32 protein-coding genes and 3 riboswitches are annotated in these 26,631 nt (G+C 49.6%); of the genes, 22 read left to right on the forward strand and 10 right to left on the reverse strand.

Annotated features, from left to right (window positions below; translation table 11 throughout):
* Nucleotides 1–67: 67 nt before the first annotated feature.
* From ACTRXF_RS07780 to ACTRXF_RS07805, 6 genes are all read right to left on the reverse strand, one after another.
* Nucleotides 68–1,477 carry an MBL fold metallo-hydrolase gene (locus ACTRXF_RS07780; protein ID WP_474278562.1) on the reverse strand — a complete coding sequence of 470 codons (1,410 nt, stop codon included), beginning with the start codon at nucleotides 1,475–1,477 and terminating at the stop codon, nucleotides 68–70.
* A 31-nt stretch (nucleotides 1,478–1,508) separates the two neighbouring features.
* A complete protein-coding gene (locus tag ACTRXF_RS07785; protein WP_474278564.1) occupies nucleotides 1,509–1,823 on the reverse strand; it encodes a rhodanese-like domain-containing protein in 315 nt (104 codons plus the stop codon).
* Nucleotides 1,824–1,915: 92 nt separating this feature from the next.
* Nucleotides 1,916–2,299: a DUF302 domain-containing protein gene (locus ACTRXF_RS07790; protein WP_474278566.1), complete on the reverse strand. Its 384-nt coding sequence runs from the start codon at nucleotides 2,297–2,299 to the stop codon at nucleotides 1,916–1,918.
* A 64-nt stretch (nucleotides 2,300–2,363) separates the two neighbouring features.
* The gene (locus tag ACTRXF_RS07795) at nucleotides 2,364–3,176 is read right to left on the reverse strand and encodes a sulfite exporter TauE/SafE family protein (protein ID WP_474261471.1); all 813 of its coding nucleotides are present in this window, start codon (nucleotides 3,174–3,176) and stop codon (nucleotides 2,364–2,366) included.
* 27 nt (nucleotides 3,177–3,203) lie between these two features.
* Nucleotides 3,204–3,431: a sulfurtransferase TusA family protein gene (locus ACTRXF_RS07800; RefSeq protein WP_474261470.1), complete on the reverse strand. Its 228-nt coding sequence runs from the start codon at nucleotides 3,429–3,431 to the stop codon at nucleotides 3,204–3,206.
* Between the two features lie 63 nt (nucleotides 3,432–3,494).
* Nucleotides 3,495–3,974 (reverse strand): DsrE/DsrF/DrsH-like family protein, encoded by a 480-nt coding sequence (locus ACTRXF_RS07805; protein ID WP_474261469.1) that lies wholly within the window; start codon nucleotides 3,972–3,974, stop codon nucleotides 3,495–3,497.
* A gap of 247 nt (nucleotides 3,975–4,221) precedes the next feature.
* On the opposite strand from ACTRXF_RS07805, the gene ACTRXF_RS07810 reads away from it, so the two are divergent.
* The gene (locus ACTRXF_RS07810; RefSeq protein ID WP_474278568.1) at nucleotides 4,222–4,524 is read left to right on the forward strand and encodes a hypothetical protein; all 303 of its coding nucleotides are present in this window, start codon (nucleotides 4,222–4,224) and stop codon (nucleotides 4,522–4,524) included.
* Nucleotides 4,525–4,629: 105 nt separating this feature from the next.
* Here the strand turns inward: ACTRXF_RS07810 and ACTRXF_RS07815 are convergent, their stop codons facing one another.
* Nucleotides 4,630–4,830 carry a hypothetical protein gene (locus ACTRXF_RS07815; protein WP_022792525.1) on the reverse strand — a complete coding sequence of 67 codons (201 nt, stop codon included), beginning with the start codon at nucleotides 4,828–4,830 and terminating at the stop codon, nucleotides 4,630–4,632.
* Nucleotides 4,831–4,935: 105 nt separating this feature from the next.
* Nucleotides 4,936–6,387 carry an aldehyde dehydrogenase family protein gene (locus tag ACTRXF_RS07820; RefSeq protein WP_474278570.1) on the reverse strand — a complete coding sequence of 484 codons (1,452 nt, stop codon included), beginning with the start codon at nucleotides 6,385–6,387 and terminating at the stop codon, nucleotides 4,936–4,938.
* A 198-nt stretch (nucleotides 6,388–6,585) separates the two neighbouring features.
* Between ACTRXF_RS07820 and ACTRXF_RS07825 the strand changes: the two genes are divergently transcribed.
* Nucleotides 6,586–7,539, forward strand: a complete 954-nt coding sequence (locus ACTRXF_RS07825; RefSeq protein WP_474278572.1) for a DMT family transporter — start codon at nucleotides 6,586–6,588, stop codon at nucleotides 7,537–7,539.
* 43 nt (nucleotides 7,540–7,582) lie between these two features.
* Complete coding sequence (locus ACTRXF_RS07830) at nucleotides 7,583–8,221, forward strand: SDR family oxidoreductase (RefSeq protein WP_474278574.1); 639 nt, start codon at nucleotides 7,583–7,585, stop codon at nucleotides 8,219–8,221.
* Nucleotides 8,222–8,265: 44 nt separating this feature from the next.
* Here the strand turns inward: ACTRXF_RS07830 and ACTRXF_RS07835 are convergent, their stop codons facing one another.
* Nucleotides 8,266–8,694, reverse strand: coding sequence for a pyridoxamine 5'-phosphate oxidase family protein (locus ACTRXF_RS07835; protein ID WP_474261464.1), 429 nt, complete (start codon nucleotides 8,692–8,694; stop codon nucleotides 8,266–8,268).
* A gap of 234 nt (nucleotides 8,695–8,928) precedes the next feature.
* On the opposite strand from ACTRXF_RS07835, the gene ACTRXF_RS07840 reads away from it, so the two are divergent.
* From ACTRXF_RS07840 to ACTRXF_RS07850, 3 genes are all read left to right on the forward strand, one after another.
* Nucleotides 8,929–9,849: a manganese catalase family protein gene (locus ACTRXF_RS07840; RefSeq protein WP_474261463.1), complete on the forward strand. Its 921-nt coding sequence runs from the start codon at nucleotides 8,929–8,931 to the stop codon at nucleotides 9,847–9,849.
* Between the two features lie 90 nt (nucleotides 9,850–9,939).
* Nucleotides 9,940–10,860, forward strand: a complete 921-nt coding sequence (locus ACTRXF_RS07845; RefSeq protein ID WP_474278576.1) for a nucleoside hydrolase — start codon at nucleotides 9,940–9,942, stop codon at nucleotides 10,858–10,860.
* 57 nt (nucleotides 10,861–10,917) lie between these two features.
* The gene (locus tag ACTRXF_RS07850; protein ID WP_022792532.1) at nucleotides 10,918–11,160 is read left to right on the forward strand and encodes a DUF2584 family protein; all 243 of its coding nucleotides are present in this window, start codon (nucleotides 10,918–10,920) and stop codon (nucleotides 11,158–11,160) included.
* A 47-nt stretch (nucleotides 11,161–11,207) separates the two neighbouring features.
* On the opposite strand, the gene ACTRXF_RS07855 is transcribed toward ACTRXF_RS07850, so the two are convergent.
* Complete coding sequence (locus ACTRXF_RS07855) at nucleotides 11,208–12,014, reverse strand: 2OG-Fe dioxygenase family protein (protein ID WP_474278579.1); 807 nt, start codon at nucleotides 12,012–12,014, stop codon at nucleotides 11,208–11,210.
* Between the two features lie 202 nt (nucleotides 12,015–12,216).
* On the opposite strand from ACTRXF_RS07855, the gene ACTRXF_RS07860 reads away from it, so the two are divergent.
* From ACTRXF_RS07860 to ACTRXF_RS07935, 16 genes are all read left to right on the forward strand, one after another.
* Nucleotides 12,217–14,373, forward strand: a complete 2,157-nt coding sequence (locus ACTRXF_RS07860; RefSeq protein ID WP_474278581.1) for a type IA DNA topoisomerase — start codon at nucleotides 12,217–12,219, stop codon at nucleotides 14,371–14,373.
* 31 nt (nucleotides 14,374–14,404) lie between these two features.
* A riboswitch (guanidine-I (ykkC/yxkD leader) is annotated at nucleotides 14,405–14,503 on the forward strand.
* 97 nt (nucleotides 14,504–14,600) lie between these two features.
* Nucleotides 14,601–14,942: a DMT family transporter gene (locus ACTRXF_RS07865; RefSeq protein ID WP_474278583.1), complete on the forward strand. Its 342-nt coding sequence runs from the start codon at nucleotides 14,601–14,603 to the stop codon at nucleotides 14,940–14,942.
* Complete coding sequence (locus ACTRXF_RS07870) at nucleotides 14,942–15,259, forward strand: DMT family transporter (protein ID WP_474278664.1); 318 nt, start codon at nucleotides 14,942–14,944, stop codon at nucleotides 15,257–15,259. The genes ACTRXF_RS07865 and ACTRXF_RS07870 overlap by 1 nt, the downstream gene beginning before the upstream one ends.
* A gap of 116 nt (nucleotides 15,260–15,375) precedes the next feature.
* A complete protein-coding gene (locus ACTRXF_RS07875; RefSeq protein ID WP_022792537.1) occupies nucleotides 15,376–15,714 on the forward strand; it encodes a DUF1516 family protein in 339 nt (112 codons plus the stop codon).
* 180 nt (nucleotides 15,715–15,894) lie between these two features.
* Nucleotides 15,895–17,367 (forward strand): potassium/proton antiporter, encoded by a 1,473-nt coding sequence (locus ACTRXF_RS07880; RefSeq protein ID WP_474261458.1) that lies wholly within the window; start codon nucleotides 15,895–15,897, stop codon nucleotides 17,365–17,367.
* A gap of 57 nt (nucleotides 17,368–17,424) precedes the next feature.
* Complete coding sequence (locus tag ACTRXF_RS07885; protein ID WP_474261457.1) at nucleotides 17,425–18,324, forward strand: AEC family transporter; 900 nt, start codon at nucleotides 17,425–17,427, stop codon at nucleotides 18,322–18,324.
* Nucleotides 18,325–18,376: 52 nt separating this feature from the next.
* A riboswitch (TPP riboswitch) is annotated at nucleotides 18,377–18,476 on the forward strand.
* A 56-nt stretch (nucleotides 18,477–18,532) separates the two neighbouring features.
* Nucleotides 18,533–18,635: riboswitch (TPP riboswitch) on the forward strand.
* Nucleotides 18,636–18,677: 42 nt separating this feature from the next.
* Entirely contained in the window at nucleotides 18,678–19,289 is a 612-nt protein-coding gene (locus ACTRXF_RS07890) for a thiamine phosphate synthase (RefSeq protein WP_474278585.1), read from the forward strand.
* The gene (gene thiO, locus ACTRXF_RS07895; protein ID WP_474278587.1) at nucleotides 19,279–20,403 is read left to right on the forward strand and encodes a glycine oxidase ThiO; all 1,125 of its coding nucleotides are present in this window, start codon (nucleotides 19,279–19,281) and stop codon (nucleotides 20,401–20,403) included. Before ACTRXF_RS07890 ends, thiO begins: the two co-directional genes overlap by 11 nt.
* Nucleotides 20,387–20,587 carry a sulfur carrier protein ThiS gene (thiS, locus tag ACTRXF_RS07900; protein ID WP_322527061.1) on the forward strand — a complete coding sequence of 67 codons (201 nt, stop codon included), beginning with the start codon at nucleotides 20,387–20,389 and terminating at the stop codon, nucleotides 20,585–20,587. The genes thiO and thiS overlap by 17 nt, the downstream gene beginning before the upstream one ends.
* Nucleotides 20,588–20,591: 4 nt before the next feature.
* Nucleotides 20,592–21,356 (forward strand): thiazole synthase, encoded by a 765-nt coding sequence (locus tag ACTRXF_RS07905; RefSeq protein WP_474278589.1) that lies wholly within the window; start codon nucleotides 20,592–20,594, stop codon nucleotides 21,354–21,356.
* Complete coding sequence (locus tag ACTRXF_RS07910; protein ID WP_474278591.1) at nucleotides 21,353–22,372, forward strand: ThiF family adenylyltransferase; 1,020 nt, start codon at nucleotides 21,353–21,355, stop codon at nucleotides 22,370–22,372. The genes ACTRXF_RS07905 and ACTRXF_RS07910 overlap by 4 nt, the downstream gene beginning before the upstream one ends.
* Before the next feature lie 60 nt (nucleotides 22,373–22,432).
* Nucleotides 22,433–22,774: a general stress protein gene (locus ACTRXF_RS07915; RefSeq protein WP_474278593.1), complete on the forward strand. Its 342-nt coding sequence runs from the start codon at nucleotides 22,433–22,435 to the stop codon at nucleotides 22,772–22,774.
* A 454-nt stretch (nucleotides 22,775–23,228) separates the two neighbouring features.
* Nucleotides 23,229–24,377 carry an NAD-dependent epimerase/dehydratase family protein gene (locus tag ACTRXF_RS07920; RefSeq protein WP_474261451.1) on the forward strand — a complete coding sequence of 383 codons (1,149 nt, stop codon included), beginning with the start codon at nucleotides 23,229–23,231 and terminating at the stop codon, nucleotides 24,375–24,377.
* A gap of 19 nt (nucleotides 24,378–24,396) precedes the next feature.
* Nucleotides 24,397–25,557, forward strand: coding sequence for a glycosyltransferase family 4 protein (locus tag ACTRXF_RS07925; RefSeq protein WP_474278595.1), 1,161 nt, complete (start codon nucleotides 24,397–24,399; stop codon nucleotides 25,555–25,557).
* Between the two features lie 31 nt (nucleotides 25,558–25,588).
* Nucleotides 25,589–26,071 (forward strand): GtrA family protein, encoded by a 483-nt coding sequence (locus ACTRXF_RS07930; protein ID WP_474261449.1) that lies wholly within the window; start codon nucleotides 25,589–25,591, stop codon nucleotides 26,069–26,071.
* A 96-nt stretch (nucleotides 26,072–26,167) separates the two neighbouring features.
* The gene (locus ACTRXF_RS07935) at nucleotides 26,168–26,617 is read left to right on the forward strand and encodes a hypothetical protein (RefSeq protein WP_474261447.1); all 450 of its coding nucleotides are present in this window, start codon (nucleotides 26,168–26,170) and stop codon (nucleotides 26,615–26,617) included.
* The last annotated feature ends 14 nt before the right edge of the window (nucleotides 26,618–26,631 follow it).

Raw genomic sequence — 26,631 nt, forward strand, 5'->3', positions numbered from 1 at the left:
CTTGAACATTGGAAGGGGGCCCTGCATTATACAGAGCCCCCAATATTTTAATTGCCGGTTTTTACGCTCAGCTGGTCGTTTCGAGCTGATCTTTTTTCCATTTCATGAAACCGCCCTCCACGTTGATCACGTCAAAGCCGTGATTCTGGAGAATGCTGGCGGCGATCGCGGAGCGTTTGCCCGAGGCACAATGCACCGCGACCGGCTGCTCCGTGGAAAGTTCGTTCGTACGGTCTGGCAGCTGCTGGAGCGACACATGGACCGCGTCCGGCACGTGCGACTGATCCCATTCGTCCTGGTAACGGACGTCGAGAATCTGCACATCCTGGTGGCGGCGGCGCTCTTCGACCTGCTTCGGCGTTTCGTTCACGTACGTGCGCAGGTTCGAGGCGCTGGCGACGATCGAAGTGGCAAAGAACCCCTTCAGGCGGTCCATGCCCATACCGGTGAGAATCCGGCGCAGCTCGTGGTAGTCGGCTGGATCAGCGATCAGGTAAATGTCCGCCTCATAATCGGCCAGCCGGCCCATCCATTCGGCGAAGGAGCCGGGGTACGGCAGGTTGATGGTGCCCGGAATGCTTCCCATCGCGAAGGCGGCGGCGCTGCGGGTATCGACGACCATCGTATGGTCTTGCTCGGCCAGGGCGGCCACGTCATCGCCGGTGCCCTGCATTTCCACCGCCGTCGGGATCTCAGCGAGCGGGGTCATAGCCTGCTTGTTTACTTCTTTCATTTTGGCAAAATACGTTGGCGGCTCGCTCTGGCCGTCGAGGAGAAAGTCCACGAAGGCCTGCTCGTCGGTCGGCTGAAACGCGGGATTGGTCATCCGCTCGTAGCCGACGGTGCTCGTTGGGACGGCGCCGAGCGCTTTGCCGCAGGCGCTGCCGGCACCGTGGCCCGGCCAGATCTGCATATAATCCCCGTATTCCTTGAACTGCTGAAGGGACTCGAACATCTGGCGGGCCCCTTTATCCGCGGAATCCTTCACACCGACGGATTTTTCAAGCAGATCCGGACGGCCAACATCGCCGACGAAGACAAAATCGCCGGTAAATACGCCCATCGGACGATCGGTGGCGGCTCCGTCGGTGAGCTCATAGGAAACGTGCTCCGGGGTATGGCCCGGCGTGTGCAGAGCTCTCAGTTTGATGTTGCCGACATAAATCTCGTCCCCATGGGTCACGCCATGCAGTGGCAGGTCCTGATCCCATTCATAGCCGCCGTTGTCAGCGCCTTCGGTGGAATAATAGATGGTGGCGCCGGTCCGGCGGGCAAGCTCGGTCACGCCGGAAACAAAGTCCGCATGAATATGGGTCTCAAATGCTCCGGTAATACGGAAGCCCTGTTCGCGGGCGATCTGCAGATAGTCTTCAATGTTACGGGACGGGTCGATCACGGCTGCCTCGCCGGTCGCCTGGCAGCCGATCATATAGGATGCCTGGGCCAGTGACGTGTCATAAAAATATTTCAAATACATGAATCATCGCTCCTTCAAGGTAGAATAGATGTTACTCGGTTTTTCCGGTCCATTCGTTCATGCCGCCCGCCATGCTGCGGACGTTAAAGCCATGGTCCTGGAGGGCTTCGGCTGCCCGGGCACTGCGTTTCCCGGAGCGGCAGACGGTGACATAGGACTGTGTGGGATCGAGTTCGTTCATTCGCGAAGAGATATCTCCCACAGGGATATGAACCGATTCAGGAATGCGTCCTTCGTCGAGTTCTTCGTCCTCCCGGACGTCAATCACCTGGACGCCGCTGCCTTGTTCGAGTTCCTTCTGAACGTCTTTTGGCTGTACTTCTTTGATGCGTTTTTCTTCTGTCATAGGGGATCACCTCATATTTTGATTATTGCTTTGTGGATCGAATAATTATCTGTTCGGAATACCTAATAGGGTATATAGACTTCTAAAAATTTTTACACGGTCTGATCGATGCCCTGCTTCAAGCGCTGTTCGATATCCTGGGCGGTCGCTGTTAATGCTGGTTCTTCGGCCAGTTCCATCAATACAGAGGGGCGGGGCATGCTGATATACGTGGATCCTGCTTCTTCGTACACAGTGATTTTACATGGCAGAAAATTGCCGATCAGCTTATTTTGGTTTAAGACCTGCTCCGCTTCTTTCGGATTGCACACTTCAAGTACCCGGTGCTGGTCCGGAAAATCGATGCCTTTGTCCTGTAATTCGCCCTGCAGATCCAAATGCCAAAGCACGCCAAAACTAATTTCTTTCAGGTTGGCTTCAAGATCCTCAACGGCTGTACGGACAGACTTCGAGGTGGTGACGGTATAATGAAACATAGAAATGCCTCCTTGTTCGTTCTCTATACTGACGAATACCCGGTACTGTATAGTAGCAAACGTTTTATCCGTTAATAATCTGGATCCATATTTGAACAGCGGTGGCTAAAATGATCACGGCCAATATACTTTGCAGAAGCTTCGTGTTGACCTTCTGGCCGGCTTGGGCCCCGAGCGGTGCTGCGATCAGGCTGGCAGCAATCATGATCAGGGCCGGGCCGTACAGCACCTGGCCGGTCGCCACCTTGCCAACGGTCGCTCCGATGGACGAGATCAGGGTTACGGCAAGCGACGTCGCGATCGTCATCCGGGTCGGGATTTTTAATACGACGAGCATGATGGGCACGAGGATAAATGCGCCGGCGGCCCCGACGATGCCGGACCCGATCCCGACCACGAAGGACAATCCAGCGGCGAGAGGCTTATGGAACGTAATCCGTGTAAGGTCCTGGTCGTCCAGGCCTTTTTTCGGTACAAACATCATCACCACGGCGATGGTCGCAAGCAGGGCATACACCATGTTGACGCCAGCTTCGCTGAAGAAATTCGAGGCATAGGCGCCGATAAAGCTGCCGATCAGAATACTTCCGCCCATATACAGAATCAGCTGGCCGTTCAGATAGCCGCCTTTGCGGTACGCCCAGACGCCGCCGATGGTGGCAAAAAAGACCTGAACGGCACTGATGCCGGACACTTCATGGGCGGAAAAGGCCGCTACCCCGAGCAGCGGGGGAATGTATAACAGCATGGGGTATTTGATGATCGAGCCGCCGATCCCAACCATGCCGGAAACAAAGGAACCGACAAACCCCAGGAGGAAAATCACGACGATAAACAGCAGTGACAATGGAAAAACCTCCCTTGAGGGGAAGCACATCCATGGCTTCCCCGGGTGACGATATTGTTAGCCTTTTTGAATCCAGAATTTATAGACGCCATTGTCTTCGCTGTGGTCGAGCAGTTCGTGGCCGCCGGCTTTCGTCCAGGCCGTTAAGTCGCTCTGCGCTCCTTTGTCGGTCGCGTGCAGCTCAAGCACCTCACCGCTCTCCATGTCTTTAATAGCTTTTTTGGTTTTCAGAATCGGCTGTGGGCAGGCAAGTCCTTTAGCATCAATTGTTGTTTTTGGTTCCATTTATTATTTCTCCTTTAAATTAAATTTTTGATTCGTACCAGGAAGTCATCCAGAAAATGAAGTTTAAATGAATAAATTCACATGACCTTCAGACGCTTCGCCCAGATAGGCCGCAACGCCGGCGTATTCAATGTCATCGCGCAGCTCTTTTTCATCAAGCCCGAGCAGATCCATGGTCATGGTACAGCCGATCAGCCGTACGTCCTGTTCCCGGGCCATATCGATCAGCTCCGGCAGCGGCATGGCATTGTGTTTTTTCATGACTTTCTTAATCAGTTTTGGCCCAATGCCAAGAAAGTTCATATTGGAAAGACCCATGCGATCGGCTCCCCGGGGCATCATTTTGCCGAACATCGCTTCGAGTTTTCCTTTAACGATGCTTTGCTTTTCCGGTTTGCGGAGGGCATTCAATCCCCAGAACGTGTGAAAAATGGTGACCTCGTGATCGTACGCAGCGGCGCCGTTGGCGATAATGTAGGCTGCCATGGCTTTGTCGTAGTCGCCGCTGAATAATACAATGGTGGTCTTTTTGGTTTCCTGCATCTAATCTCTCCTTAAGTTAAATACATTTACGGGTTGGGGTATAAAAATAATGAAAAATTTTTCGTAAACTCTCATTGATATTTACCCGTTCTTTGATTTATTACCCCGGTGGGTATATAAATACTTTAAAATAGATTGGAGAACATGTCAACTTATTTTGGTAAAAATATTTTTAGAGATGGATAAACGCATGGGAATGTTAAAATTTAGACAGCAGCTTTTAATAGTTAAGGAAAGGGAGATTTTTATGCGAGATACCTATATAGGTGAATGCCGGCGCCGCTACTTAAAAAAGACAGCCGCAGTAATGGCGGTGGGGATTTTTGCTGTTTTATGGAAGAGCCAAAGAGGACACCGGCGTTCACCGGAAGCCTGGGGTGCGATGGTATCCGCTCATTTTATTGACAACAACAGCACCCGGGAAGAACAAAAGAAGCAAATGAAAAAAGCATTCCGGCTCGCGGCAGCGGAAGGGGATCAAAAGCAGGACATCTTTAAGGCTTATCAACGTTTTGCCAGAAGTCCAGAGTGGCTTCAGACAAAAAAATAAAAACCTTCTGCCCTTCCCTCCGAAGGTGAAGAAACATAAAAACAGGAACTGCCCCGGAAAAGGACAGTCCCTGTTTTTGCTGTTATTTTAAAGCAAACTTTTCGTTTAGACCGCCGAGCGCTCGACTTCTCCTTTGCGGAGAATAACGCGTGGATACGGAAATTCTTCCTCCTGGCCGGCGAACGGGTAATGAACGTATTCAACACAAATTGTACGTTCATATTCTGCGATCATCCGACACTCTTTTCCATCAAAATACAAAAGTTCGTCTTTATCAAATATTTTTACGTCTTTTTCTTGTTCCACTTCCAAACCTCCTTACCCCTCTCTTTACAGAGTAATCAATTTTAGGGCAGGCCGCAAGGTAATAAAAGGAAACAGAACAAATTCATCTTCAGGTTTCCGGAGAATTTACAATGGATAAGGGCGGTCCTGCGCCTGTACGCTGATCCACTGCTCGGTTGTAAATTCATCTAAAACCCATTCGCCGTTAAAGCGTCCGATACCGGATTGCTTCTCGCCACCAAACGGCAGGTGCGCTTCATCGTTTACAGACTGGTCGTTTACGTGAACCATGCCGGAATTAATACGCCGAGCTGCCTGCATGCCCCGGTAACGGTCCTGGGTGAAGACCGATCCGCTCAAGCCGTAAGGAGAATCGTTTGCGATACGGATGGCTTCGTCCTCACTCGATGCCCGGATTAACGTTGCAACAGGGCCGAAGACTTCATCCTTTGCTGCCGGCATGTCATTAGTTACTTCGGAAAGGACCACCGGCGGTATAACCTGGCCGTTGATTTCAAACTCTGTCTGAAGTTTAGCTCCGGCATCAATTGTACCCTGAACCAGGTTCTCAATATTGTTGACCTGTTCTTCATTAATGATCGGGCCGACGATGACATTTTCATCCGAAGGGTCACCAGCTTTTAACGTTTTTGCCACACGGGTGAACTCTTCGACAAATTCGTCGTAAATGTCATCATGAACAATGACGCGGTTCAATGCGAGACAAATCTGTCCCTGGTGAAGGAAGGACCCGAATACTGCTGCTTTGGCAGCTTTTTTCACCTCGGCGTCCTGAAGAACGACCATGGCATTGTTGCCGCCAAGCTCAAGAGCGGTTTCCTTTAAGTTTTTCGCCGCAAGCTCAGCAATATGCGTGCCGACCTCCGTGGAGCCGGTGAACGATAACAGAGCTGGTACTTCATGAGTGACGAAGGCATCGCCAATTTCAGAGCCGCGTCCGGCAGTGACGTGAATGACGCCTGCTGGAAATCCGGCTTCTTCAAACAATGCTGCAATCAGCAGTCCGGATGTAACCGGTGTGTCGGAGGCTGGCTTAACAACGACGGTATTACCTGTTGCCACTGCTGGTGCAATTGTTCTCATTGCAAGATGGAACGGGAAGTTCCATGGGCCGATAACACCAATAACTCCTTTGCCCGACCGGAAGGTGTAGTTTTCTTTGCCGGGAGTGTTTGAAGGAGCAGTCGTTCCGTGAACCCGATTAGGGAAGGACGCAGATTCAAAAACAATGTTGGAAGCTGTGTTGAACTCAGTTTCTGCCTTCAGTCTGCTGCTTCCGGATTCCTTGATAAGCCATTCCACAATGGTTTCCTTCTGTTTCTGCATAACATCGTACAGCCGGTGGATATACTGTTGTTTTTCGGCTGGGCTGTGAGCGTCCCAGGTTTTCTGATAATCATTGGCCGACTGATAAGCGCGGTCAAGATCATTGGCGTCTGCGGAAGCTATTGTTCCCAGTGATTCGCCGTTATAAGGATTAGTATTTTCAATTGTTTTGCTGGATGAGCCGCTCACCCAGGAGCCGTTTATATACTGCTTTGTAAAATCGGTATGCATAGCAACCATCCTTTCATAATTACCGGATAATACCCGGTAGCAATGTATAATATACCTCACGCTGTATTTTTTCAAACATTTAAGATCAGGGAAGGTCAATACTATTTAAGAATAATTAAAAATATATAGAAAGCGGCCAGGGAAATTTGAGATGATAGCGGAGCTGAAGGAAAAAGATTTATACAAGGGGGAGCAGCTATGAAACCATCCACTGCTTATTTATTTGCTGTCGCCGGTGCTTCGTTCTGGGGGTTTACGGGGTTGTTCGTGCAGAACATGTACAGGTACAATATCGAACCCGACCAGGTAGTGGCTCTGCGCATGGCGGGTTCAGCTCTGATTCTTTTTTTGGCTGTAGCCCTGATCCGTCCGTATCTTCTAAAGGTCCGGTGGTATGATCTGCCGCACTTTATCGGGCTCGGCGTCGGCAGTATAGCCCTCTTTAACTGGTGTTATTTCACTGTGATGAATGAAGCCTCGCTTTCGATTGCAGTGGTGCTTCTTTACACAAGTCCGGTGTTTGTAGCCCTCATTTCAAGGTTTGTATTTAAAGAAAAAATAACAATGCACAAGCTGGCGGCTATTTTGCTTACCATCGCCGGCTGTGCGCTGGTGGCCGGCCTGCTTCCGGGTGGAGCAGGCGGAATGTCGCTGCCGATTCTTATGATCGGTTTGCTTTCTGGTTTATGCTGCGGCCTGTACAGTATTCTCGGTAAATTTGTAACGCCGAAGTACCATTCCATTACGATCACTGCCTACACGATGCTTGCCGGAGGGTTGGTGATGGTTCCTTTCAGCGGCCTTCTGGCAAACGAAGAAGCCATACAGGAGCCGATGATGTGGATGTACGGTCTTGGAGGCATTCTTCTTTCCACGATTGCTGCGTATATACTGTTTACGATCGGGCTGAAATATATCGAGTCGGGTAAAGCGGCGATTTTATCAACTGTGGAGCCGATGGTGGCCATTGTGATTGGTGTATTCGCTTTTGGGGACAGGCTGAGCAGCTGGCAGGGACTTGGTATCTTTCTTATTTTTTCCGCGGTGATTCTTTCTATCTATTCAAGACCGGGTAAATTCCGAAAAAAACGTGGAGAGTGCCCGGGAGAAACACGAAACGAGTGGGGTAAGAAGCCGGGGGAAGACGTTTAAACTGAGGACTGCAGGGAACAAATGTAAAAAAGGAGGCACTAAAATGGATGTATTAGTCATAGGAGCGAACGGACATACGGGCCGCTTGCTGGTGGAGCAGCTTGCAGCCCACCCGGAGCATACACCGCATGCTATGGTGCGTGAAGTCTCCCAGGCAGATGCGCTGAAAAAACTGGGTGCGGCATCCACGATTCTTGCAGACCTTGAAGAAAATACGGCGGCCGCTTTGAAGGGCATGGATGCTGTTATGTTCGCCGCTGGCTCCGGCTCTTCCACCGGACCTGAAAAAACAGTGAGCGTAGATCAGCAGGGGGCAAAAAAAACCATTGATTCGGCAAGAGTGCAGGACGTGAAGCACTACGTTATGCTGAGCGGAATTGGTGTCGACAATCCGCAGGGACCTATTAAGCATTATGCAGAAGCAAAGCTGAACGCAGACAAGCATCTGCAGAGCAGCGGCCTGCCATATACGATTGTTCGTCCGGGAAAGCTTACGTTTGATAAGGGAACAGGAAAAATTGAGCTTGCAGAAAAGCTTTCCAACCCCGAACAAAGAGATATTTCCAGAGAGGACGTTGCCCGCACGATGATCGCAGCCCTCGACATTGAGAACGCCCGGGGACAAACGGTCGAACTGCTTGCAGGAGATATGGATATTCAAGAAGCCTGGAAGGCTTTATAAAAATAACCCCCGCCGGACTGGTGCCGGCGGGGGCTATTATTGACTTAAGAAGAAAAATCGATTTCCTCAGGAGTGTCTCCTTTGGAGTTCATCAGGCGGATAGAGTCCGGCTGGATTTCGAGGACAATATATTCCGGGTTGTCCGGGGAACCGAGCCAGGATTGCACACTGTCAGTCCAAACCTTTTCCTTCGTCTCCTGGTCATGACGGATTACTGCTTTGCCGGAAATTTCAACAAAAGCGTCTCCGTATCCTTCACCGTCGTAGCCGAGCAGAATATGGACGTTGGAATTCTTTTCGATTTCCTCTGCCTTGTGGGTCTTGCTGCTCGTCGGTGTGAGAAGGGTGAAATTATCATTGTAAAACGTCATATAGCGGGAGTGGGGCTTGTTGCCTTCAATTGTGGCAAGTACGCCTACTTTGTTGCTGTCAATGATATCGAGTGCGTGTCTCTTTGCTTCGTTCTTATCCATGGGTAATCCTTCCTTTCGTAGTGAAACTAATTATCATTATTCCTGCCGCCCCTTACTTTTAAACATGGGTTCAAAGCCGGAAGGGCAGTGAATTCTGCATACAATAGTAATTGTGTAAAAAGAATGAATATTGTTAATATAAAGAAATCGAGTGTTTGCTTTATGGCAGGAAAGGTAATAGGTTAATGTATTTTGCTAGCGAAATACGAATTTAAACCTATAGGAGGAATCATTGTGTTTAAGAGAATTGATAAACTGCAGATCGACCTCCCAACGCCCAGTAATCCAGACGCTAACTCAGCCAACGTCGTACAGGAGCTTTTAGGTGGAAAATTCGGTGAAATGTCAACGCTCAATAACTATTTATTCCAGTCGTTTAATTTTCGCAGCAAAAAACAGCTACGCCCGTTTTATGATTTAGTTGCAAGCATTACAGCTGAGGAACTCGGACACGTAGAGCTGGTTGCCAATACAATAAATTTATGTCTGCAGGGTTCCACAAGCCAAAGCGGCCAGGACCCGGCCAATCCGGACAGCACACCGCTCAGTGAAGCTATGGATGCAAGAAATCCACAAAGCTTTATTTTTGCCGGTCAAAACGCTGTACCGAAGGATTCGATGGGAGCGCCGTGGACAGGGGACAATGTTTTTACAAGCGGTAACCTCGTCAACGATCTGCTTCACAATTTTTACCTGGAATGCGGAGCAAGAACGCACAAGATGCGGGTATATCAAATGACCGACAATGAAACAGCCCGTGAATTGTGCGGCTACCTGCTTGTGCGCGGCGGAGTGCACGTAGTGGCCTATGCTAAAGCGCTGGAGAAATTAACAGGCGTGGATGTAACGAAAATGCTACCGGTGCCGGACCTTGATAACAGTAAATATGACCACGCCCAGAAATATGAAGCGAAGGGCGCGCACCGTAAGCTCTATCGTTTCAGCGATAACGATTACACAATGCTTGACCGGATCTGGAATGGACCGACACCAGTCGGACCACCGGGTGAACTCGAAGTAGTCAGCGACATGCCGACACCGGAGGGCGGGGAAATTCCGAACCTCGACCATATTCCGGAAGAATTTGCCCCGGGATTTGACGAGCAGCAGTTCCGGGAAATGTCGAAAAAATTGAACTACGAAGCAGGACTTTAAGCGCCAGAGTCCGAAGCAGGAAAGCACCGCCGGTCGGCGGTGCTTTTGGTTTGAATAAACATACAGTTATGCAGAGAAAGGAAGCAGCAGATGAAAACACCAGTAATTATGGATATGGACCCGGGACACGACGACGTAATCGCATTATTTCTCGCAGCCGGTCATCCGGACATGGATATCCGGGCTGTGACGACTGTTTCAGGAAATGCTGATATAGGAAAGACAACAAGAAACGCTTTAGTGGCCGCTGATACTGCAGGACTGAGTGGAGTGCCAGTGGCGGAAGGAGCGGGAAGACCCCTGGTCCGTACGCCGGAGCACGCTCCTTCTATTCACGGGGAATCCGGCCTCGACGGACCGGAGCTTCCAGCGCCGACACATATGGTGGAGGAACGACACGCGGTGGATGTAATGGAAGATATACTGCTTCATTCGGAGGAAGAAATTACTGTTATTGCGACCGGCCCGCTTACCAATATTGCACTACTGTGCCGGAAAAATCCGAAGGCAGCTGGTCGTATCCGCCATCTGTCGATTATGGGCGGCGGCACATTTGGCAATTGGACACCTGCAGCAGAATTTAATATTTATGCGGATGCCGAAGCGGCAGAGATCGTTTTTACAAGCGGTATTCCAATCACGATGTGCGGCCTCGATGTTACTCATCAGGCGTTATCCTCCGAGGCCGTGGTGGAAAGGATTAAAGAGATACCAACAATGGCGGCCCAGTTTACCTATGAACTTCTTGATCACTTCCAGCGTGCCTACGAGGAGCATTTTCAGCTGACGCTTCCGCCGGTTCATGACCCTTGCGCGGTGGCAGTATGCCTGCAACCGTCCCTGTTTACATTTGAATCGGCCGAGGTAAAGGTTGAAACAGTGGGAAAGCATACGTACGGGGAAACAGTCATTGATACTTCCGCTGCAGAAGGGCCGGTGCAGGTCGCAACAGCAGTCGATAATGATAAATTTTGGGATTTAATCGTACAATCGCTTAAAAATCTGCCATAATGGAAATAGATAAGTAAGCGTTATTATTATAGAGACAAGGGAGCAGGAGGGACGAATATGGGTTTTTCTGTAGAAATGAACTGGGAAATTATTACGAATAAGCAGGCCGAGCGCCTTGATGAGAAAAATTTTCGGCTGATTAAAGATAATTATCAAATGTTTCCGCTCGATCACCCGCTTCCAATTCACACCTTTGCCGAAAAAGTACCTTTTGGCAAGGCGGTTATTCACCGGGTGGAATGGGAATCCCACCGGACAACGATTGAATACGAGCTTGTGTCATTAACCTCTGTGAACTAAGCAGATAAATAGTAAACCCCCGGGGCAGCAGGCGCCGGGGGTTCGGTTTATACATAATCCATATTGTTTGTGTCGCCGTGCATGCTGCGGATTTCATCCGGATTGGCAACGACGGTCGGCTGATAGTCAATTAAAATAGCAGAACGCTCTCCAGGTCCGTCCTCCGGTCCCTTACGGACAGAGCCGACGTAATGAGTGACCAGCGGATCATACACCCCGTAGGATTCAAGCGGACGGGTCATGTAAAAGGAGTCAGTAATTTTTTCCTTTTCAACGTCCTCCGGCATCCGTCCGCGGACCTCCGGCACAGAAATGACGTTCCGGGCACCTTCGATATTACGCCGGCGGATCAGGTGGGCAAACGTGAACGGCTCGCCGTCCTGGTGCAGTGTGTTTGGTGAGGAAAAAGCTTCGTCCTCTCCCGATTCAACATGAAGCTTCACAAAGTGGACGCCCGCATGAAAAGGCATCAGCGCATCTTCGCGCGTCCAGAATGTCTGGCGGAAATTAAAGGCGATCAGTGCTTCAAGCAGCCGGTTGTGCCTGACGTGTTCGGGAATTGCAGGGAAGCGGCGGCTCGCATCGGGATATTCCGGATTGAACGATCCCTGAAAATAATCGTAGTAGCTTTTGCCGTTTTTAACTGTTTCCGGCAGCCATTCGATTCGGTGGGTGCCCGGAAAAATAACGGCACGGCCGTACTGCCGGTAACGATTCAGATCCGGAGCGTAGTCATCTGCCGGAAGATCGTCAAAGGCTGCGGTGAGAGCAGCAAGGTCTTCGTCGCTGTAGCTGTCATGCAGTATATCGGCTAAATCATAATATTCGTATCCCTGCTGTTTTAAAGGCTTCATTTGTCTATTTCTCCTCCCGAATGGTGGTTTCTTCGAGTGGAAGCGTCCTTCCATTGTTTTCACAAATGCTAGTGTATCACGCCCGGCCGAAGTTGAGTATATGAAAGGCAGGCTTCATCTTTCGTTTTTGTGACAGATTCATTATAATTAAAGAACAAATGTTCTTGAATTCAAAGGAATCAGCGAAGAGAGGAATTTCTTTATGCCAGTGATCTTAGCGGAGAAGCCGTCCCAGGCAAAAGCCTATGCGGCCGCGTTTCAAATACAGGAGAAAAAAGACGGATATATGAGGCTGAAGCCGTGCAGTCTGTTTCCGGACGGGGCAGTGCTTACCTGGGGGTTTGGCCATCTGCTCGAGCTCCGCGCTCCGGCCGATTACGAATCTTCCTGGAAAAAATGGTCGCTCGACACTCTCCCGATGCTTCCCGCCCATTTTCGCTTTAAGCCTAACCCGCGGGCGTTCAAGCAGCTGAAGATCGTCAAGCAGATGCTTCAGGAGGCCGACAGCATTATTATTGCGACCGACTGCGACCGGGAGGGCGAAAACATTGCGCGAAGCGTCATCGACTATACGAAAACCTCCCATAAACCCACCCGGCGTCTTTGGATCAACAGTCTGGAAAAGGATGAAGTGTATAAAGGGTTTGAGCAGCTCCGGGAGGGAGCAGACTATCTCCCTCTTTATGAGGAGGCGCGGGCCCGCCAATTTTCCGACTGGATTGTCGGCATGAACGCGAGCCGTCTGTATACGCTGCTGTTAAAGCAGAAGGGCATCAATGAAGTGTTCAGTGTCGGCAGAGTCCAGACGCCAACACTCAAGCTTATTTACGACCGGCAGAAGGAAATTGAGGCATTTGAGCCCGAGCCTTACTGGGAGCTTGAAGGAACCTTCCGTGCGGAAGCGGGGGAGTATAAAGGAAAGTATAAAAAGCGCTTCGGCTCGAAGGAAGAGGTGCTCCGTATCTGGAAGGAGCATGGATTGAAAAAGGATACCGAAGGCACGATCAGCAGCATAAAAAAAGAAGAAAAGCAGGAAAAGCCCCCGCTTCTTCATTCGCTGTCGAGCCTGCAGACGACGATGAACAAAAAGTATAAAATGAGTCCGTCGGCCGTGCTTAAAACGGTACAGAGCCTGTATGATGAACCATTAAAAGCTGTTTCCTATCCGAGAACGGATACCCGCCATATCACGTCAGGGGAATTTAACTACTTGAAAGGAAACCTGTCCCGGATGCAGGAGTGCATGAACGTCTCCTTTGAACCGGCGTCCACTACGCCTTCGAAGCGGTTTGTAGACGGCAGCAAAGTCCAGGAGCACCATGCGATCATTCCGACCAAAAAAGTGCTGAGCCAGACGCAGTTTGAAAAGCTGAACCAGGCCCAGCAGCAGGTGTACAAAGAAGTTATGAACAGCGTGCTCGCTATGTTTCACCGCAACTATATGTATGAAGAAACGACTGTTGAAACCGACGTCCAGGGACTTATTTTTGAAAGCAAGGGCCGGGTGGACAAGCAGCTGGGCTGGAAGGAGCTCTTTCCGGGACCAAAAAAGAAGAAAGACCAGGAGGACAATACTCTCCCTCCATTAACCAGGGGAGAGCAGGTGGAGGCGTATGTCCAGGCAGCTGAAAAGGAAACCCAGCCGCCCAAGCCTTATACCGAAGGACAGCTGATCAACATGATGAAGTCCTGCGGCAAATGGATCGAGGATGATGAAACATCTAAAAAAGTACTGCAGGAAACGGAGGGTCTCGGGACCGAAGCGACGCGTAGTACCATTATTCAAACACTGCAAAAGCAGGAATATATCCGGATTCAAAAGAACATTGTGGAAGTGACCGCTAAAGGGCGGGCGCTGTGCGAAGTAGTAGAAGGGACACTTTTGTCCAAGCCGCTGCTGACCGCGAAGTGGGAAGCTTTTTTAAAACAGATCGGCAGCGGGGAAGCGGATAAGGAAGCTTTTTTAAAGCAGACAGAGGCTTTTACGAAAAAACTGGTCGAAGAAGCGCCTGCCGGCATAACCAATATGCAGACAAATCCGGAGCAGGTAGCCACGTCTAAAAAACAGCCGCAGCGCGCAGAGCCAATCGCTCTCTGTCCCGTATGCCAAAAGGGACAGCTGATGGAGCGGAAGTCCTTCTACGGCTGCAGTGAGTATGCCAACGGCTGTAAATTCACCGTGCCAAAAACGTTACTGAAGAAAAAAATTACTCAGGCTCAGGTTAAAAAGCTGTGTGAAAAAGGTGAAACGCAGGTGATCAAAGGGTTTAAAGGAAAAAAGCCGTTTGACGCCAAATTAAAACGAAAAGAAAATGGTGTGGAATTTGTGTTTCCATCTAAAGACAATGCCTCCTCGTAGACAATATCCCGAAATTTGATATACTGAGGGGCAGAATGTTTTCTAGGGTTCCGCGGCAGAGCCGGTCTGGTCCGAGAGAAAACCCGCAAACAAATAGTTTGCGCCACGGAGGGATAAAAACCCGGGAGATCTTCGCTGCGAAGACTTCCCGGGTTTTTTCGCGGCTGAAAGCTGAAATGAATATTTCCGGGAAATAATTAAGCAAGCGCCGACAAGGAGGGGCTGTAATGGGATGGATTAACGTCACTGTGGCAGCAGCATTTGAAATTCTCTGGGTCATCGGTTTGAAGCATGCATCGGCCGGATGGGAATGGGCAGGAACACTAGTAGCTATCGTACTGAGCTTTCTCTTTTTAATTCGGGCAGGCGAGCATCTTCCTGTAGGCACATCGTATGTGGCCTTTGTCGGCATTGGGACGATCGGAACGACGGTTCTTGATATGATCTTTTTCGGTCAGCCGTTCGCATGGATCAAGCTGGTCTTTATTTTCATGCTGATTGCCGGAATTGCCGGTCTGCATACAGCTTCCGGCCGGGCAGGAGTAAATGAAGGGAGCGGTGGACAGTGATGACATGGCTGTATTTGATCGGTGCAGGTATTTTTGAGATGATTGGTGTTTCTATGATTAACGAATGGATTCAAAAACGGGCCATCTGGCCGCTGTTCATGATTGCTGCCGGATTTGGAGCAAGCTTTTTTCTCCTTTCGCTGGCGATGCAGACTCTCCCGATGGGCACTGCGTACGCTGTCTGGACGGGTATAGGCGCAGCAGGGAGCGCACTGTTCGGGATGCTTTGGTATAAAGAGCCTGCAAATACGGGCAGGCTTATAAGTATTGCGGTGATCCTTGCTTCGGTTGTAGGTCTAAAGCTGATAGCGCCATAAAACGTTCAAAAACAAAAATTGCTACGGCTTGAGCGCAGGCTTTATTTTGATTATAGTTACAATCAGGTGAAACATTTGGAGTAGAAACTTAATAAAGACTGAAAGGAGGAAAACATATGGATCTTCAAAGTATCTTATACGAAGCACATTCCGGTTCATGGGCGTTTTTGATCATTTTCTTTTTGATCAGCTACCTTTTCCCAAAACAAAAAGTAACAATGATGATTGAGCGGCTGTTCGTGGTTATCATGATTCTTTCTGGCGCAGGTATGGTGGCGCTGTATGGCTTCCCGCTCCTTTCCATTATTAAAGGTGTGTTGGCCCTCATATTTATCGGGGTAATGGAAATGATGTTTGTGCGTCGGCGGGCAGGGAGAAAACACGCTATGTTCTGGATTATATGGATCATTTTATTCGCAATTATCCTGTCCATCGGCTACGATGTGATTGGGTAATACAGAGAGCATGCTGCAAAACAGCATGCTTTTTTATATGCGGGCATTTTTGGGTATAGAAAGGATAGACCAGATGGCCTGAATATCATTATTTTTTAAACGAAAATTACATGTATCATGCAAGTAATACATAAAGAAGCCAGGGGTACAACTGCGGCAGGTGAAAGGAGGAAGCGGGCATTGTTTGAAGGGAACGCGAATGTGGATTCATTTATATTATTAGGGGCACTTCTGCTTATTTTAGGTGTCATCGTAACGAAATTTTCGACACGGCTCGGCGTGCCCTCACTTATTTTGTTTATTATTCTAGGTATGCTGATGGGAAATGATGGTTTTGGCATTATTGAGTTCGAAAATGTCCAGCTTGCCCAAACCGTCGGAATTATAGCCCTAATCATTATTTTGTTTGAAGGGGGTACCCAGACAAGGTGGCGCGATATCAGACCGGTGGTGGGGCCTTCCGTAACGCTCGCCACGTTTGGCGTTCTGTTTACGGCTGCCCTGATGGGGCTGGTGGCAAAGCAGCTGCTTGATCTGACCTGGCTCGAGGCGATGCTTCTCGGAGCTACAGTCGGTTCGACAGACGCCGCTGCCGTCTTTGCCGCTTTGAAGGGACGGAGCATTGATAAAAAAATGGGGTCCACCCTCGAAGCGGAATCGGGGAGTAACGACCCAATGGCGGTGTTTTTAACGCTCTTCTTTATTGAATTAATATTGGCAGATTCGCCAAACGTCTGGCTGCTATCCGGTGCATTTTTCTGGCAGATGGGCGCCGGTCTTGCGATGGGCGGGTTGTTCGGATGGGCAGCCTCATGGACCATTAACCGTATTAACTTGGATTCTAGTGGACTCTATCCTCTGTTTGCGATCGCTTTCGCGCTGTTAACCTACAGTGTGACCTCAAGCATGAGCGCAAGCGGGTTTTTGGCAGTATATGTAGCAGCGCTTTTAATAGGTAACTCCGATTTGATTTACCGCCAGCCGATTTACCGGTTCAACGAGGGCATGGCGTGGATGTCCCAAATAAGCATGTTTATCATCCTGGGATTGCTTGCTTTCCCGAGAGACATTTTGACCTGGTCAAACATCACCATGGGACTCATATTATCAGCGGTTTTAATGTTTTTGGCCCGTCCGCTGGCTACGTTTTTGTCGACTTCCTTTTTCGGCTATAAACCAAAGCAGAATATATTTTTATCCTGGGCAGGTCTGCGCGGGGCGGTGCCGATTATTTTGGCTACATACCCGATTGTTGCTGGTGTGGAGTCGGGCAGCCAAATTTTTAATGTCGTCTTCTTTATCGTGCTGACGTCTGCGCTGATCCAGGGGGCGACCATCGCTCCATTAGCGAAATGGCTTCACCTATCCGGTCCGCTCCGCGAAGCGCCAACTCATTCCCTGGAGCTCGTATCACTCGGAAAAGCGAACGCAGAAATTATGGAATTTCAAACGAATGAAGCGACGCCGATTGTCGGGCAGACGCTCCAAAGCATTGAATTTCCCGCATCTGCGCTGATCAGCGCGATTGTCCGGGACGATGAACTGGTCACTCCGGTTGGTGAGACAATAATCCAGGCCGGTGATTATTTGTATATTCTTGTATCACGTAAAGAAAAACGTATTTTAAAGCAGATGCTGCGGCACGATTACTGAGAAAAAGCGGCCAGCGTTAAGAGGCATTAAATTTGAGGAAAGAAGGAAGGGCTCCGCATGGGTGTGCTGATCAATGTATTGATCCCAATCATTTTAATATTTACGATTGGCTATTTGCTGCAGAAAAGACAGGCAGTGGATATTCGGCCGGTGTCGGCTGTCGCTCTTTATGTATTGACGCCTGCGCTTGTTTTCCGGACATTCTATGAAAGAGAGCTGAACAGCGATATGCTGTCGATGGCTCTGTTTTCCCTGGTATTTTTAGCGGTTATGACCGGGCTGATCAAATTAGTGTCCTACGTGCGTAAATGGCCGAAAGCTAACGAAACCGGCATGATGCTCTCTACCGTGTTTATGAATGCGGGCAATTACGGTGCTCCGTTAATTGCTTTTGCGTTTGGTGATACAGCCTTTGCCTACTCTATCGTTTTTATGGTCATTCAGACGATGCTGATGAATACTGTAGGCGTCTATATCGCAAACAGTGCCAATATGGATGCGGCTGACGCGTTCCGGACGGTACTGCGGATGCCGGTATTTTATGCACTGCTCGCCGGTATTGTCTTCCAGCTGACCGGGATACCGGTCGGAGCGACCTATTATGAAGCCCTCGATATGCTCGCGAGCGCTGCAATACCGGTGGTTATGATTATCCTGGGGATGCAGCTTGCACGCATATCCGTCAAAAGCATGGATTGGAAGCTTGTTAGTGCAGGTACGTTTTTACGGCTTGTATTCGCGCCGGCTCTCGCTTACGTAATTGCCCTGCTGCTGCAGACCAGCGACACGTTAACGACCGTGCTGGTTGTTTCAACAGCGATGCCGAGTGCAGCAACCATGGCAATGATTTCTGTACAATTTGATTCCAACCCCCAGCTTGTTTCGAGTATTACACTGGTGACGACTATTTTAAGCGTTCCTTCCCTGTGGGTGGTGCTGTCGATTTTCCAGGCATAAAATTCCGCATCGAATTGACGGAAGAAGAGTACCGCGTTATGATATAAATAATACCAACCACTAGGGGTGCCTGTTGGCTGAGACAGCGTAAAGCTGATCCCTTTGAACCTGATCTGGATTATACCAGCGGAGGGAAGTGGGGAAGAGATGCCAATACGACTATCTCCCCCGCTTTCTAAATGAAAGCGGGGTTTTTTGTGGAAAATATTATATTTGCTGGGGGTGCCTGCTGAGGCTGAGACCGGAGAAACATCCGGAACCCTTTGAACCTGATCTGGAGAGCCAGCGGAGGGAAGCAGCCATGTTGAACCTTTTAACAGGCAGCCTCCTTCCTTCTGGAAGGAGGTTTTTTTATGGATTACAAACCGAAGCCGTGTATACATGCGGTATCGCCGCCGGATATAACAGTGGGGGCGTGGGGCGAAAAAACGAGGGAGCTCACAGGAATCGTCGATTACGTGCATATACGGGCGCCTGAATGGACAAAGCGTGAAAAGGAAAGGGCCGTCGAGCTGGCATTAAAAGAAGGAACCGCCCCCGCGCAGCTGATCATAAATAATGAACCGGAGCTTGCTGCTGCATATGGGCTGGCCGGTACCCACCTGCCGGAGCGTCGTACAATCTATCCGGCATCTGTAAGCTGGGGGCAGTCGATACACTCTGTAGAGGCAGCGAAAAGAAGTGAACAGGAGGGGGCATCATGGCTGTATTTTGGTCATGTGTTTGCCTCAGACAGTAAACCTGGAAAGCCGCCGCGCGGAGTCCGGGCGTTGAAAGCTGTGGCGGAAAGCGTCCGCATCCCCGTGATTGCCATCGGAGGAATTGATGCTGACAAGGCAGCAGAAGGTATAAACTGCGGAGCGTCCGGGGTGGCAGCCATTGCATATTTTTATGATGCGGCAGAACCCGGGAAAGCAGCCGAAGAGCTCAGAATCCGGTTAAGGAGTGATGACAATGAAGGCTGATACAGAAGTTCTTATTGTGGGCGCAGGGGTACAGGGATGCTCGCTTGCATATCAGTTAAGCAAACGGGGGCGTCGTGTGATGGTCATCGAAAAAGAAACCATCGCTTCCGGAGCATCAAAAGCGGCTGCCGGTATGCTCGGAGCCCAGTCTGAATGGGAGGGGCCTGGCCTTTTTCAGGAATTCGCCCTGGAAAGCCGGGCGCTGTTTAAAGAACTGGTCCCTGAAGTGGAAGCGATCAGTGGAATGGACGTTTCCTATGTGAACAACGGGATGCTGAAGCCTGTATGGGATAAGGCGGGCGAAAAAAAATACCAGCGCGCTGCAGGAAGCAGCTACGGCGCGGAGTGGCTTTCGCCATATGAAGCACTGCGCAGGGAGCCGGCGCTTTCCGAAAATATACGGGGCGCCTGGTCCATTCCAAAAGACGGCCAGCTTCGTGCCTATGAATGGACAATGGCTCTTGCCAAAGCAGCAAAGGCCCGCGGGACAATGGTACGGGAAAATACTTCAGTGGATCGTCTTTTGGAAGCTGACGGCCGCGTTTACGGTGTGAAAACAAGTGAAGGAGTTGTTGAAGCGGAAGAAGTTGTTTTTACCGGGGGAAGCGCCGGGGCGGAGCTGTTGGATGAGAAGCAGTTCACCCTCTATCCGGTGAAAGGGGAGTGTTTGTCCGTACGCATGCCCCGGGAGAATTTGAGACACACCCTCCACACTCCGCAGGTGTATATTGTTCCGAAAAAGGACGGGGAAATCTTTATAGGCGCTTCAGAAAAACCCGGCGACTCGAGTACAGGTGTCACTGTAGCTTCGGTACAGGAGCTGATGAAAGCAGCTGTGCATTTAGTGCCGGGGCTGAAGCATGCGAATATTGAAAGGCTTTGGAGCGGTGTCCGGCCGCAGACAGGAGACGGGCTGCCATATATGGGACAGACCGAACGGGGTTTGTGGGTAGTGACCGGCCATTACAGAAACGGTATTTTGCTTTCAGCACTGAGCGGAAGCTGGATGGCTGACCGGATCGAGGGGAAAAGCGTTCGCGAGGACTGGAAGCACCTGTTTGCCGTAGATCCTCAAATACGAAAGGGAGGAATTATTCATGCAGATCACGCTTAATGGTCAATTACAGAATATTGAGAACAGTACCACGGTAGCCGATTTACTTGAAGAGCTTCAGATCGCCCACAAAAAAACAGTGGTGGAGCGCAACGGCACTATTGTAATTGAAGAATTTCACCAGCAGGAAGGTTTAATGGACGGGGATAGAATCGAAATCATTCATTTTGTAGGAGGCGGATGAACAAATGCTTAGTATCGGCAATATGACGTTTGAATCGAATTTATTTCTCGGCACCGGGAAATATAAAGACGCCAGGACGCAGCTGCAGGCTGTAGAAGCATCGGAAACAGAGGTACTGACCTTTGCCGTTCGCAGAATGAACCTGTTTGACAGCAGCCAGCCTGATCCATTTGAACAGATGGACGTCTCAAAGTACCGGCTGCTGCCAAATACAGCCGGGGCCAAAACAGCTGAAGAAGCTGTGCGCACTGCGAAGTTGGCAGAGGCGGCCAACATGTGTGACATGATTAAAGTAGAAGTGATCGGCTGCGATAAAACGCTTCTGCCGGATCCCGTGGAAACGCTACGGGCCTCAGAACAGCTGCTGAACGAAGGGTTTACTGTCCTTGCCTATACGTCCGATGACGTTGTGCTCGCCAGAAAGCTTCAGGAGCTTGGGGTTCATGCAGTGATGCCAGGGGCCTCCCCTATAGGCACGGGACTTGGGATCATTAACCCTTACAACCTGTCCCACATTATTGAACAGGCGGAAGTCCCGGTGATTGTAGATGCAGGTATTGGGAGTCCGAAGGATGCTGCTTATGCCATGGAGCTCGGCGCTGATGGTGTCCTGCTGAATACGGCCGTTTCGGGCGCGGGCGATCCTGTAAAAATGGCAGAAGCGATGAAATTGGCAGTGAGGGCCGGAGCGCTTGGCGCAGAAGCAGGGCGCATAGATAAAAAATTCTACGCCCAGGCGAGCAGCCCTTTAGGAGGCCTCAGTATTTGAATACGGAAGAACGTTTTTCCCGGCAGCGGTTATTTCACGGAATCGGCCGAAGGGGACAGAAAAGGCTGCAGGAGGCCCACGTCATAGTAGTAGGTGCCGGAGCTCTCGGGAGTTTAACAGCCGAAACTCTCATACGCGCGGGGATCGGAAAATTAACGTTGATTGACCGTGACTATGTGGAGGAAAGCAATCTTCAGCGTCAGCAGCTTTATACGGAAGCGGACGCAGCGACCTATACGCCAAAAGCAGAGGCGGCGAAAAAACGACTGCTTGATATTCGGAGTGATGCTTCTATTGAAATCATTGTGGGAGAAGCAGATCCGGCCCTGCTCGAAAATTGTATGCCTGCAGACCTTATTATTGACGGACTCGATAATATGGAGACACGGCTGATGATTAATGATACAGCGTTGAAGCACCGAATTCCGTGGATTTACGGAGCCTGTGTGGGCGCCTACGGACTGAGCTATACCGTAAGGCCGGGGCAAGGGCCGTGCCTGCGTTGCCTGATGAAGGGCATTCCGATGGAAGGAGAAACGTGTGATACGGTGGGAATTATAGCTCCGGCTGTTCAATTCGTAAGCGCCACTCAGGTGACCGAAGCGATGAAGCTGCTTACCCATTCCTTTGATCAGCTCCGCGGGACACTGTGGTCGTTTGATGTATGGTCGAACGAAAGCTCTTCCATTCATGTGAACTCGCTGCAGGATAAGCATTGTCCTTCCTGCGGGGAATCGCCAGCTTATCCCGCGCTCGCATGGAGTGGGAGAAGCAAGGCGGAAACGCTGTGCGGCAGAGATGCGGTGCAGGTGAAGCCTCTTCCAGACATGCAGGTATCGCTCGAGCGGACGGCGGACGTTCATAAGCAGCACGTCTCCAAAGCGAATCGGCATCTGCTGGTGTTAAATATTGAAAATAAGCGGCTGGTGCTTTTTAAAGACGGAAGAGCCATCATTCACGGCGTTTCCGGGGAAGTAGAAGCAAGATCGTTATACCAGAGATATATTGGAGGATAAATATTCCTTGTTTCATTTTACGGACGGAGTGGTAATATTCCTTGCAAGGAGGGGGAACTATTGCCTACCGCTCGTATTTTTGTAACCGTAGAAGAAGCACAAAAGGCTGTAGATAAATTAAAGATGCAGGGCATCCAAAGGGAACAGATTTATGCTTTGGCTCTGGAGGCGGAAAAAGCGACTGCAAAAGAATTGAAAGTCAGTGATACAGATGCAGACGTTAAAAGTCCGGTGGAGTTCGTGAAACAGTTCTTCCGCAACGGTGCGTCCGATATTTATGAACGATTAACAAAGCTTGGATACGGTGATAAAGAAGCCCGGGATCTGAGTGAACAGCTGAAGGAACATAATATACTAATTGCCGTGGATGAAGATCCGGAAAAATTCTCTTTTGACAAGTGAATCTTTTCCGGATTTTGTTCAGCTCTGGGGCCCGCGCCGCTAAACAGGCTTCCTCTGCTTTTCGTTGTCCAGCTGCGGATGTTACCAGCTTAATCCATTCGTGATTTCAGATCGTTTGCGACTTCGTCTCAAGCCGACTGAAACCGACGAGCCGTTCAAGCTGGTTCCCAAACACCCTCCGCCCTTCTGTTTTTCTATAAATTTTATGTAATTTTTATGAATTATGGCTGTGATAGCTGCAATGATTAGTTAGTATGATAGAATAACGGTGGTATATAGACAAATAGTTGCGTTAATATAAGGAGAGTGGTATTGTTTCGATGGGAATTCTACTCGGACGTACATATACGACGGCAACTTGCACTCTACGAGGTAGAAATTACCTTATAGATACCCATAGAATTATGTTTGTTTGAATTATCAGATTGTATTAAATGATGTGGAGGTAACTGACGTGAAAATTATTGTTGCAGGTGGAGATGGATTTTGTGGTTGGCCGACCGCGCTTTACTTATCAAAGCAGGGTCATGACGTATCAATTATCGACAGTATGGTACGCAGAAAAATTGATGATGAGCTTCATTCCAATTCGATTACCCCGATTGCAAGCCTTGAAGAGAGGGTGGCGAAGTGGAAAGAGCTGACAGGAAAAGAAATACGTACATACGAAGGGGATCTTCAGCATTACGATTTCCTGCAGCAGGTGATGGAACAGGAAAAGCCGGAAGCATTCGTTCACTTTGCTGAACAGCGTTCTGCGCCTTATTCGATGATAGACCGCGAGCACGCAGTCTACACGCAGGTGAACAACGTAGTAGGGAATTTGAACGTGCTTTACGCTATTAAAGAAATGGCTCCGGAGTGCCACCTGATTAAGCTTGGTACGATGGGAGAATACGGCACGCCGAATATTCCAATTGAAGAAGGGTACCTGGAAGTGGAACATAAGGGCCGCAAAGACCGCCTTCCTTTTCCAAAACAGCCGGGCTCCTTCTATCATTTATCAAAAGTACATGACAGCCATAACATTATGTTTGCCTGCAAAGTATGGGGCATCCGGGCTACTGACTTAAACCAGGGCATCGTTTACGGCCTGGATACGAATGAAACTAACATGGACCCGGTGCTTACCAACCGCCTGGACTACGACGGGGTTTTTGGAACAGCGCTGAACCGTTTTATCATCCAGTCCGCCATCGGACGTAACTTGACAGTTTACGGAAAAGGTGGCCAGACCCGCGGCTTCCTAAATCTTGAAGATACAGTGCGCTGTGTGGAAATTGCAGCAGAAAAGCCGGCTGAGCCTGGAGAGTTCCGTGTATTCAATCAGTTCACTGAAGACTTTTCTGTACTCGAACTCGCTGAACGGGTGAAAAAGGTAGCTGAAGAAGAAGGCTACCACGTAGATGTGGATCATCTGGAAAATCCGCGGGTGGAGCTTGAAGAGCATTTCCTTGAAGCGGTAAACACCAATCTTTTAGACTTGGGACTGGAGCCGCACTTTTTAACAGACGACGTTATCCGCCACATCCTAAAAGCGGTGATTGAACATAAAGAGCGGGTAATCGAAGAAAACGTACTGCCGAGTGTGAGCTGGAAATAAAAACGGGGAGTTGTCTTCTATGAAGATAATGATCATCACCGAGACTTTTCTGCCTTCTACAGATGGAATTGTTACACGATTAACAGCCTGCATACGCTGGCTGCATCGTGATGGTCATGAAGTACAGATTGTAGCCCCGGATCTGGGTGTGTATGAATTTGATGGAGCAGAAGTGAAAGGGGTGCCTGCGCGCGCCCTCCCTTTTTATCGTTCAAAGAAGTTCGCTCTCCCGAACCGGGTAGTCAAGAAGTATATACAGGATTTCGGGCCTGACGTCGTACACGTCGTAAACCCTGCGGTTGTAGGCTATTCGGGTGTTAACTATGCGAAAAAGCTGGATGTGCCGCTGGTTGCCTCCTATCATACAAATCTGACCCAGTACATGTCCTACTATAATCTGGGCATGCTGAAATGGCTGATGTGGTGGTATGTACGGCGCCTGCATAATAAAGCGGACATTAACCTCTGCACCTCGCAGACCGTGCAGAAAGAGCTTCAGGAAAAAAGGTTTGAACGCATGCATCTGTGGAAACGGGGAGTAGATACCGAGCAGTTCCATCCCAGACACCACAGCAGAAAGATGCGGCAGCGGCTTTCCGGTGGAAAAAGCGACAGAACGCTGCTGCTTTATGTAGGACGGCTCGCAGCTGAAAAGGAGATCGAAAAAATCCGCGACGTCCTCGAAGAATCGGACAAGTTTTGTCTGGCCATCGTAGGAGACGGTCCACACCGCGAGGAGCTTGAAAAGCATTTCGAAGGCACGGACACTGTATTTACAGGTTTTATGCATGGAGATGAGCTGGCTTCTACGTTTGCCTCCTCCGATGTTTTTGTCTTTCCTTCCACGACGGAGACGCTGGGGCTTGTGATTATGGAGGCAATGGCCTCCGGCCTGCCTCTTGTTGCTGCAGAAAGCGGGCCCACAAAGGAACAGCTGACCTCGGAACGAAATGGCCTTTTGTATGATCCGCATACGAAAGATGACTTTAAAAACACGGTCTGCCGTTTCGAAGATGAAACCCTCCGTAAACGTCTGGCCGACCAGGCCTTTACAGATGTTGCTACCTTTGGATGGGAAGCGGCAGCAGAGCAGATCCGGGATTTATACAAAGAAGCAGCCGGTGTGAAGGTTTCAAAATCGGCGGAAGATAGTGACACAGTTTCAGAAGAACGCCAGTAAGCGTAGATTTCATCAAGAACAGAGGGGTTCTATGGGTAAGAATCAAAAGCGGCGTGGTCCTCTTCAGGCGCTTCAGTTTAGTGCGATTGGTGTAACGAATGCTGTAGTCGATATAGGGGCGTTGAATCTGCTTCTATTTCTTTTTCCAAGTGAAGAGCGGATGACTTTAACGCTTTTTAATACGATCGCTTACGCGCTGGCGGTAACAAACAGCTACATCTGGAACGTGTTTATTACGTTCCGGGATTCTGCGAAAGGAAGTACCCGCCAGCGGTTAGTGTTTATTATTCAGGGACTGATCAGTCTCGGTATTAATAACGCTGTATTTTTAGGATTTAATGCTTTGTTTCAGGCACTTGGAGTACCGACTTGGATCCGCCAGAACCTGGCTAAGGGACTGGCCATGCTGGCTTCGTTCACGGCGAGTTTCTTTATGATGAAATACTTTGTGTTTAAAGACTTTAACCGCCGGTATCCCAACCGTGAACAATCTTCACGGGAAGAAAACCAGTAGAAGAACATCTCAGAGCCGCTGCTGTAGCGGAGCGGGGTGTTCTTTTATTATGTCAAAAGAATACGCATGCTATACTGAAAAAAGGGGGGAGACGAATTGGAGCCTATCCATTTGTATTTATCGAGATATAAGGAGCATATGAACTACCTGCGTCAGACAGGACAGGAGACCCCGTCCTTCCGGGAGCTGCGGGAAAATGAAATTCCCCGCCTGCTTCAGGTGTCGGATTCCTACGTACAGATGGCAGCTGCAGACGGAGAAGAAGGGGAGAAAGCGTACAAGCTTCTTGCTTCTGTCCAGTTAGCCGATGGAACCGGCTGGAATATGAGCGGCGAATTTGTGCCTTCGGCAAACGACTGGTTCCCGGATGAGCAGCCGCTGACTCACCAAACATCCTATTGCGGTTTTTGCCAGGGGACGCTCGGTTTTTTTAAAAACGAAGATATGACAAACTTTGACTGCATGCTGCCGCTGCCGGAAAAAAAGTGGCTGTTTGAAAAAATGCTGGAGCAGCACGCATCTTCTATTTATCCCAACCAGTCGTAGAGCGTAAAGGAGGA

Source organism: Marinococcus sp. LNHM3E3-2.2, assembly GCF_056034385.1.

Excerpts from the sequence above, each read along its gene's own strand:
- ACTRXF_RS07805 (WP_474261469.1), bottom strand. The coding sequence starts at position 3,974 with ATGCAGGAAACCAAAAAGACCACCATTGTATTATTCAGCGGCGACTAC.
- ACTRXF_RS07890 (WP_474278585.1), top strand. The coding sequence starts at position 18,678 with ATGGATTACAAACCGAAGCCGTGTATACATGCGGTATCGCCGCCGGAT.
- ACTRXF_RS07790 (WP_474278566.1), bottom strand. The coding sequence starts at position 2,299 with ATGTTTCATTATACCGTCACCACCTCGAAGTCTGTCCGTACAGCCGTT.
- ACTRXF_RS07870 (WP_474278664.1), top strand. The coding sequence starts at position 14,942 with ATGACATGGCTGTATTTGATCGGTGCAGGTATTTTTGAGATGATTGGT.
- ACTRXF_RS07860 (WP_474278581.1), top strand. The coding sequence starts at position 12,217 with ATGCCAGTGATCTTAGCGGAGAAGCCGTCCCAGGCAAAAGCCTATGCG.
- ACTRXF_RS07875 (WP_022792537.1), top strand. The coding sequence starts at position 15,376 with ATGGATCTTCAAAGTATCTTATACGAAGCACATTCCGGTTCATGGGCG.
- ACTRXF_RS07795 (WP_474261471.1), bottom strand. The coding sequence starts at position 3,176 with ATGTGCTTCCCCTCAAGGGAGGTTTTTCCATTGTCACTGCTGTTTATC.
- thiS (WP_322527061.1), top strand. The coding sequence starts at position 20,387 with ATGCAGATCACGCTTAATGGTCAATTACAGAATATTGAGAACAGTACC.
- ACTRXF_RS07930 (WP_474261449.1), top strand. The coding sequence starts at position 25,589 with ATGGGTAAGAATCAAAAGCGGCGTGGTCCTCTTCAGGCGCTTCAGTTT.
- ACTRXF_RS07850 (WP_022792532.1), top strand. The coding sequence starts at position 10,918 with ATGGGTTTTTCTGTAGAAATGAACTGGGAAATTATTACGAATAAGCAG.
- ACTRXF_RS07830 (WP_474278574.1), top strand. The coding sequence starts at position 7,583 with ATGGATGTATTAGTCATAGGAGCGAACGGACATACGGGCCGCTTGCTG.
- ACTRXF_RS07800 (WP_474261470.1), bottom strand. The coding sequence starts at position 3,431 with ATGGAACCAAAAACAACAATTGATGCTAAAGGACTTGCCTGCCCACAG.
- thiO (WP_474278587.1), top strand. The coding sequence starts at position 19,279 with ATGAAGGCTGATACAGAAGTTCTTATTGTGGGCGCAGGGGTACAGGGA.
- ACTRXF_RS07855 (WP_474278579.1), bottom strand. The coding sequence starts at position 12,014 with ATGAAGCCTTTAAAACAGCAGGGATACGAATATTATGATTTAGCCGAT.
- ACTRXF_RS07785 (WP_474278564.1), bottom strand. The coding sequence starts at position 1,823 with ATGACAGAAGAAAAACGCATCAAAGAAGTACAGCCAAAAGACGTTCAG.
- ACTRXF_RS07885 (WP_474261457.1), top strand. The coding sequence starts at position 17,425 with ATGGGTGTGCTGATCAATGTATTGATCCCAATCATTTTAATATTTACG.
- ACTRXF_RS07865 (WP_474278583.1), top strand. The coding sequence starts at position 14,601 with ATGGGATGGATTAACGTCACTGTGGCAGCAGCATTTGAAATTCTCTGG.
- ACTRXF_RS07810 (WP_474278568.1), top strand. The coding sequence starts at position 4,222 with ATGCGAGATACCTATATAGGTGAATGCCGGCGCCGCTACTTAAAAAAG.
- ACTRXF_RS07820 (WP_474278570.1), bottom strand. The coding sequence starts at position 6,387 with ATGCATACCGATTTTACAAAGCAGTATATAAACGGCTCCTGGGTGAGC.
- ACTRXF_RS07905 (WP_474278589.1), top strand. The coding sequence starts at position 20,592 with ATGCTTAGTATCGGCAATATGACGTTTGAATCGAATTTATTTCTCGGC.
- ACTRXF_RS07845 (WP_474278576.1), top strand. The coding sequence starts at position 9,940 with ATGAAAACACCAGTAATTATGGATATGGACCCGGGACACGACGACGTA.
- ACTRXF_RS07780 (WP_474278562.1), bottom strand. The coding sequence starts at position 1,477 with ATGTATTTGAAATATTTTTATGACACGTCACTGGCCCAGGCATCCTAT.
- ACTRXF_RS07835 (WP_474261464.1), bottom strand. The coding sequence starts at position 8,694 with ATGGATAAGAACGAAGCAAAGAGACACGCACTCGATATCATTGACAGC.
- ACTRXF_RS07925 (WP_474278595.1), top strand. The coding sequence starts at position 24,397 with ATGAAGATAATGATCATCACCGAGACTTTTCTGCCTTCTACAGATGGA.
- ACTRXF_RS07825 (WP_474278572.1), top strand. The coding sequence starts at position 6,586 with ATGAAACCATCCACTGCTTATTTATTTGCTGTCGCCGGTGCTTCGTTC.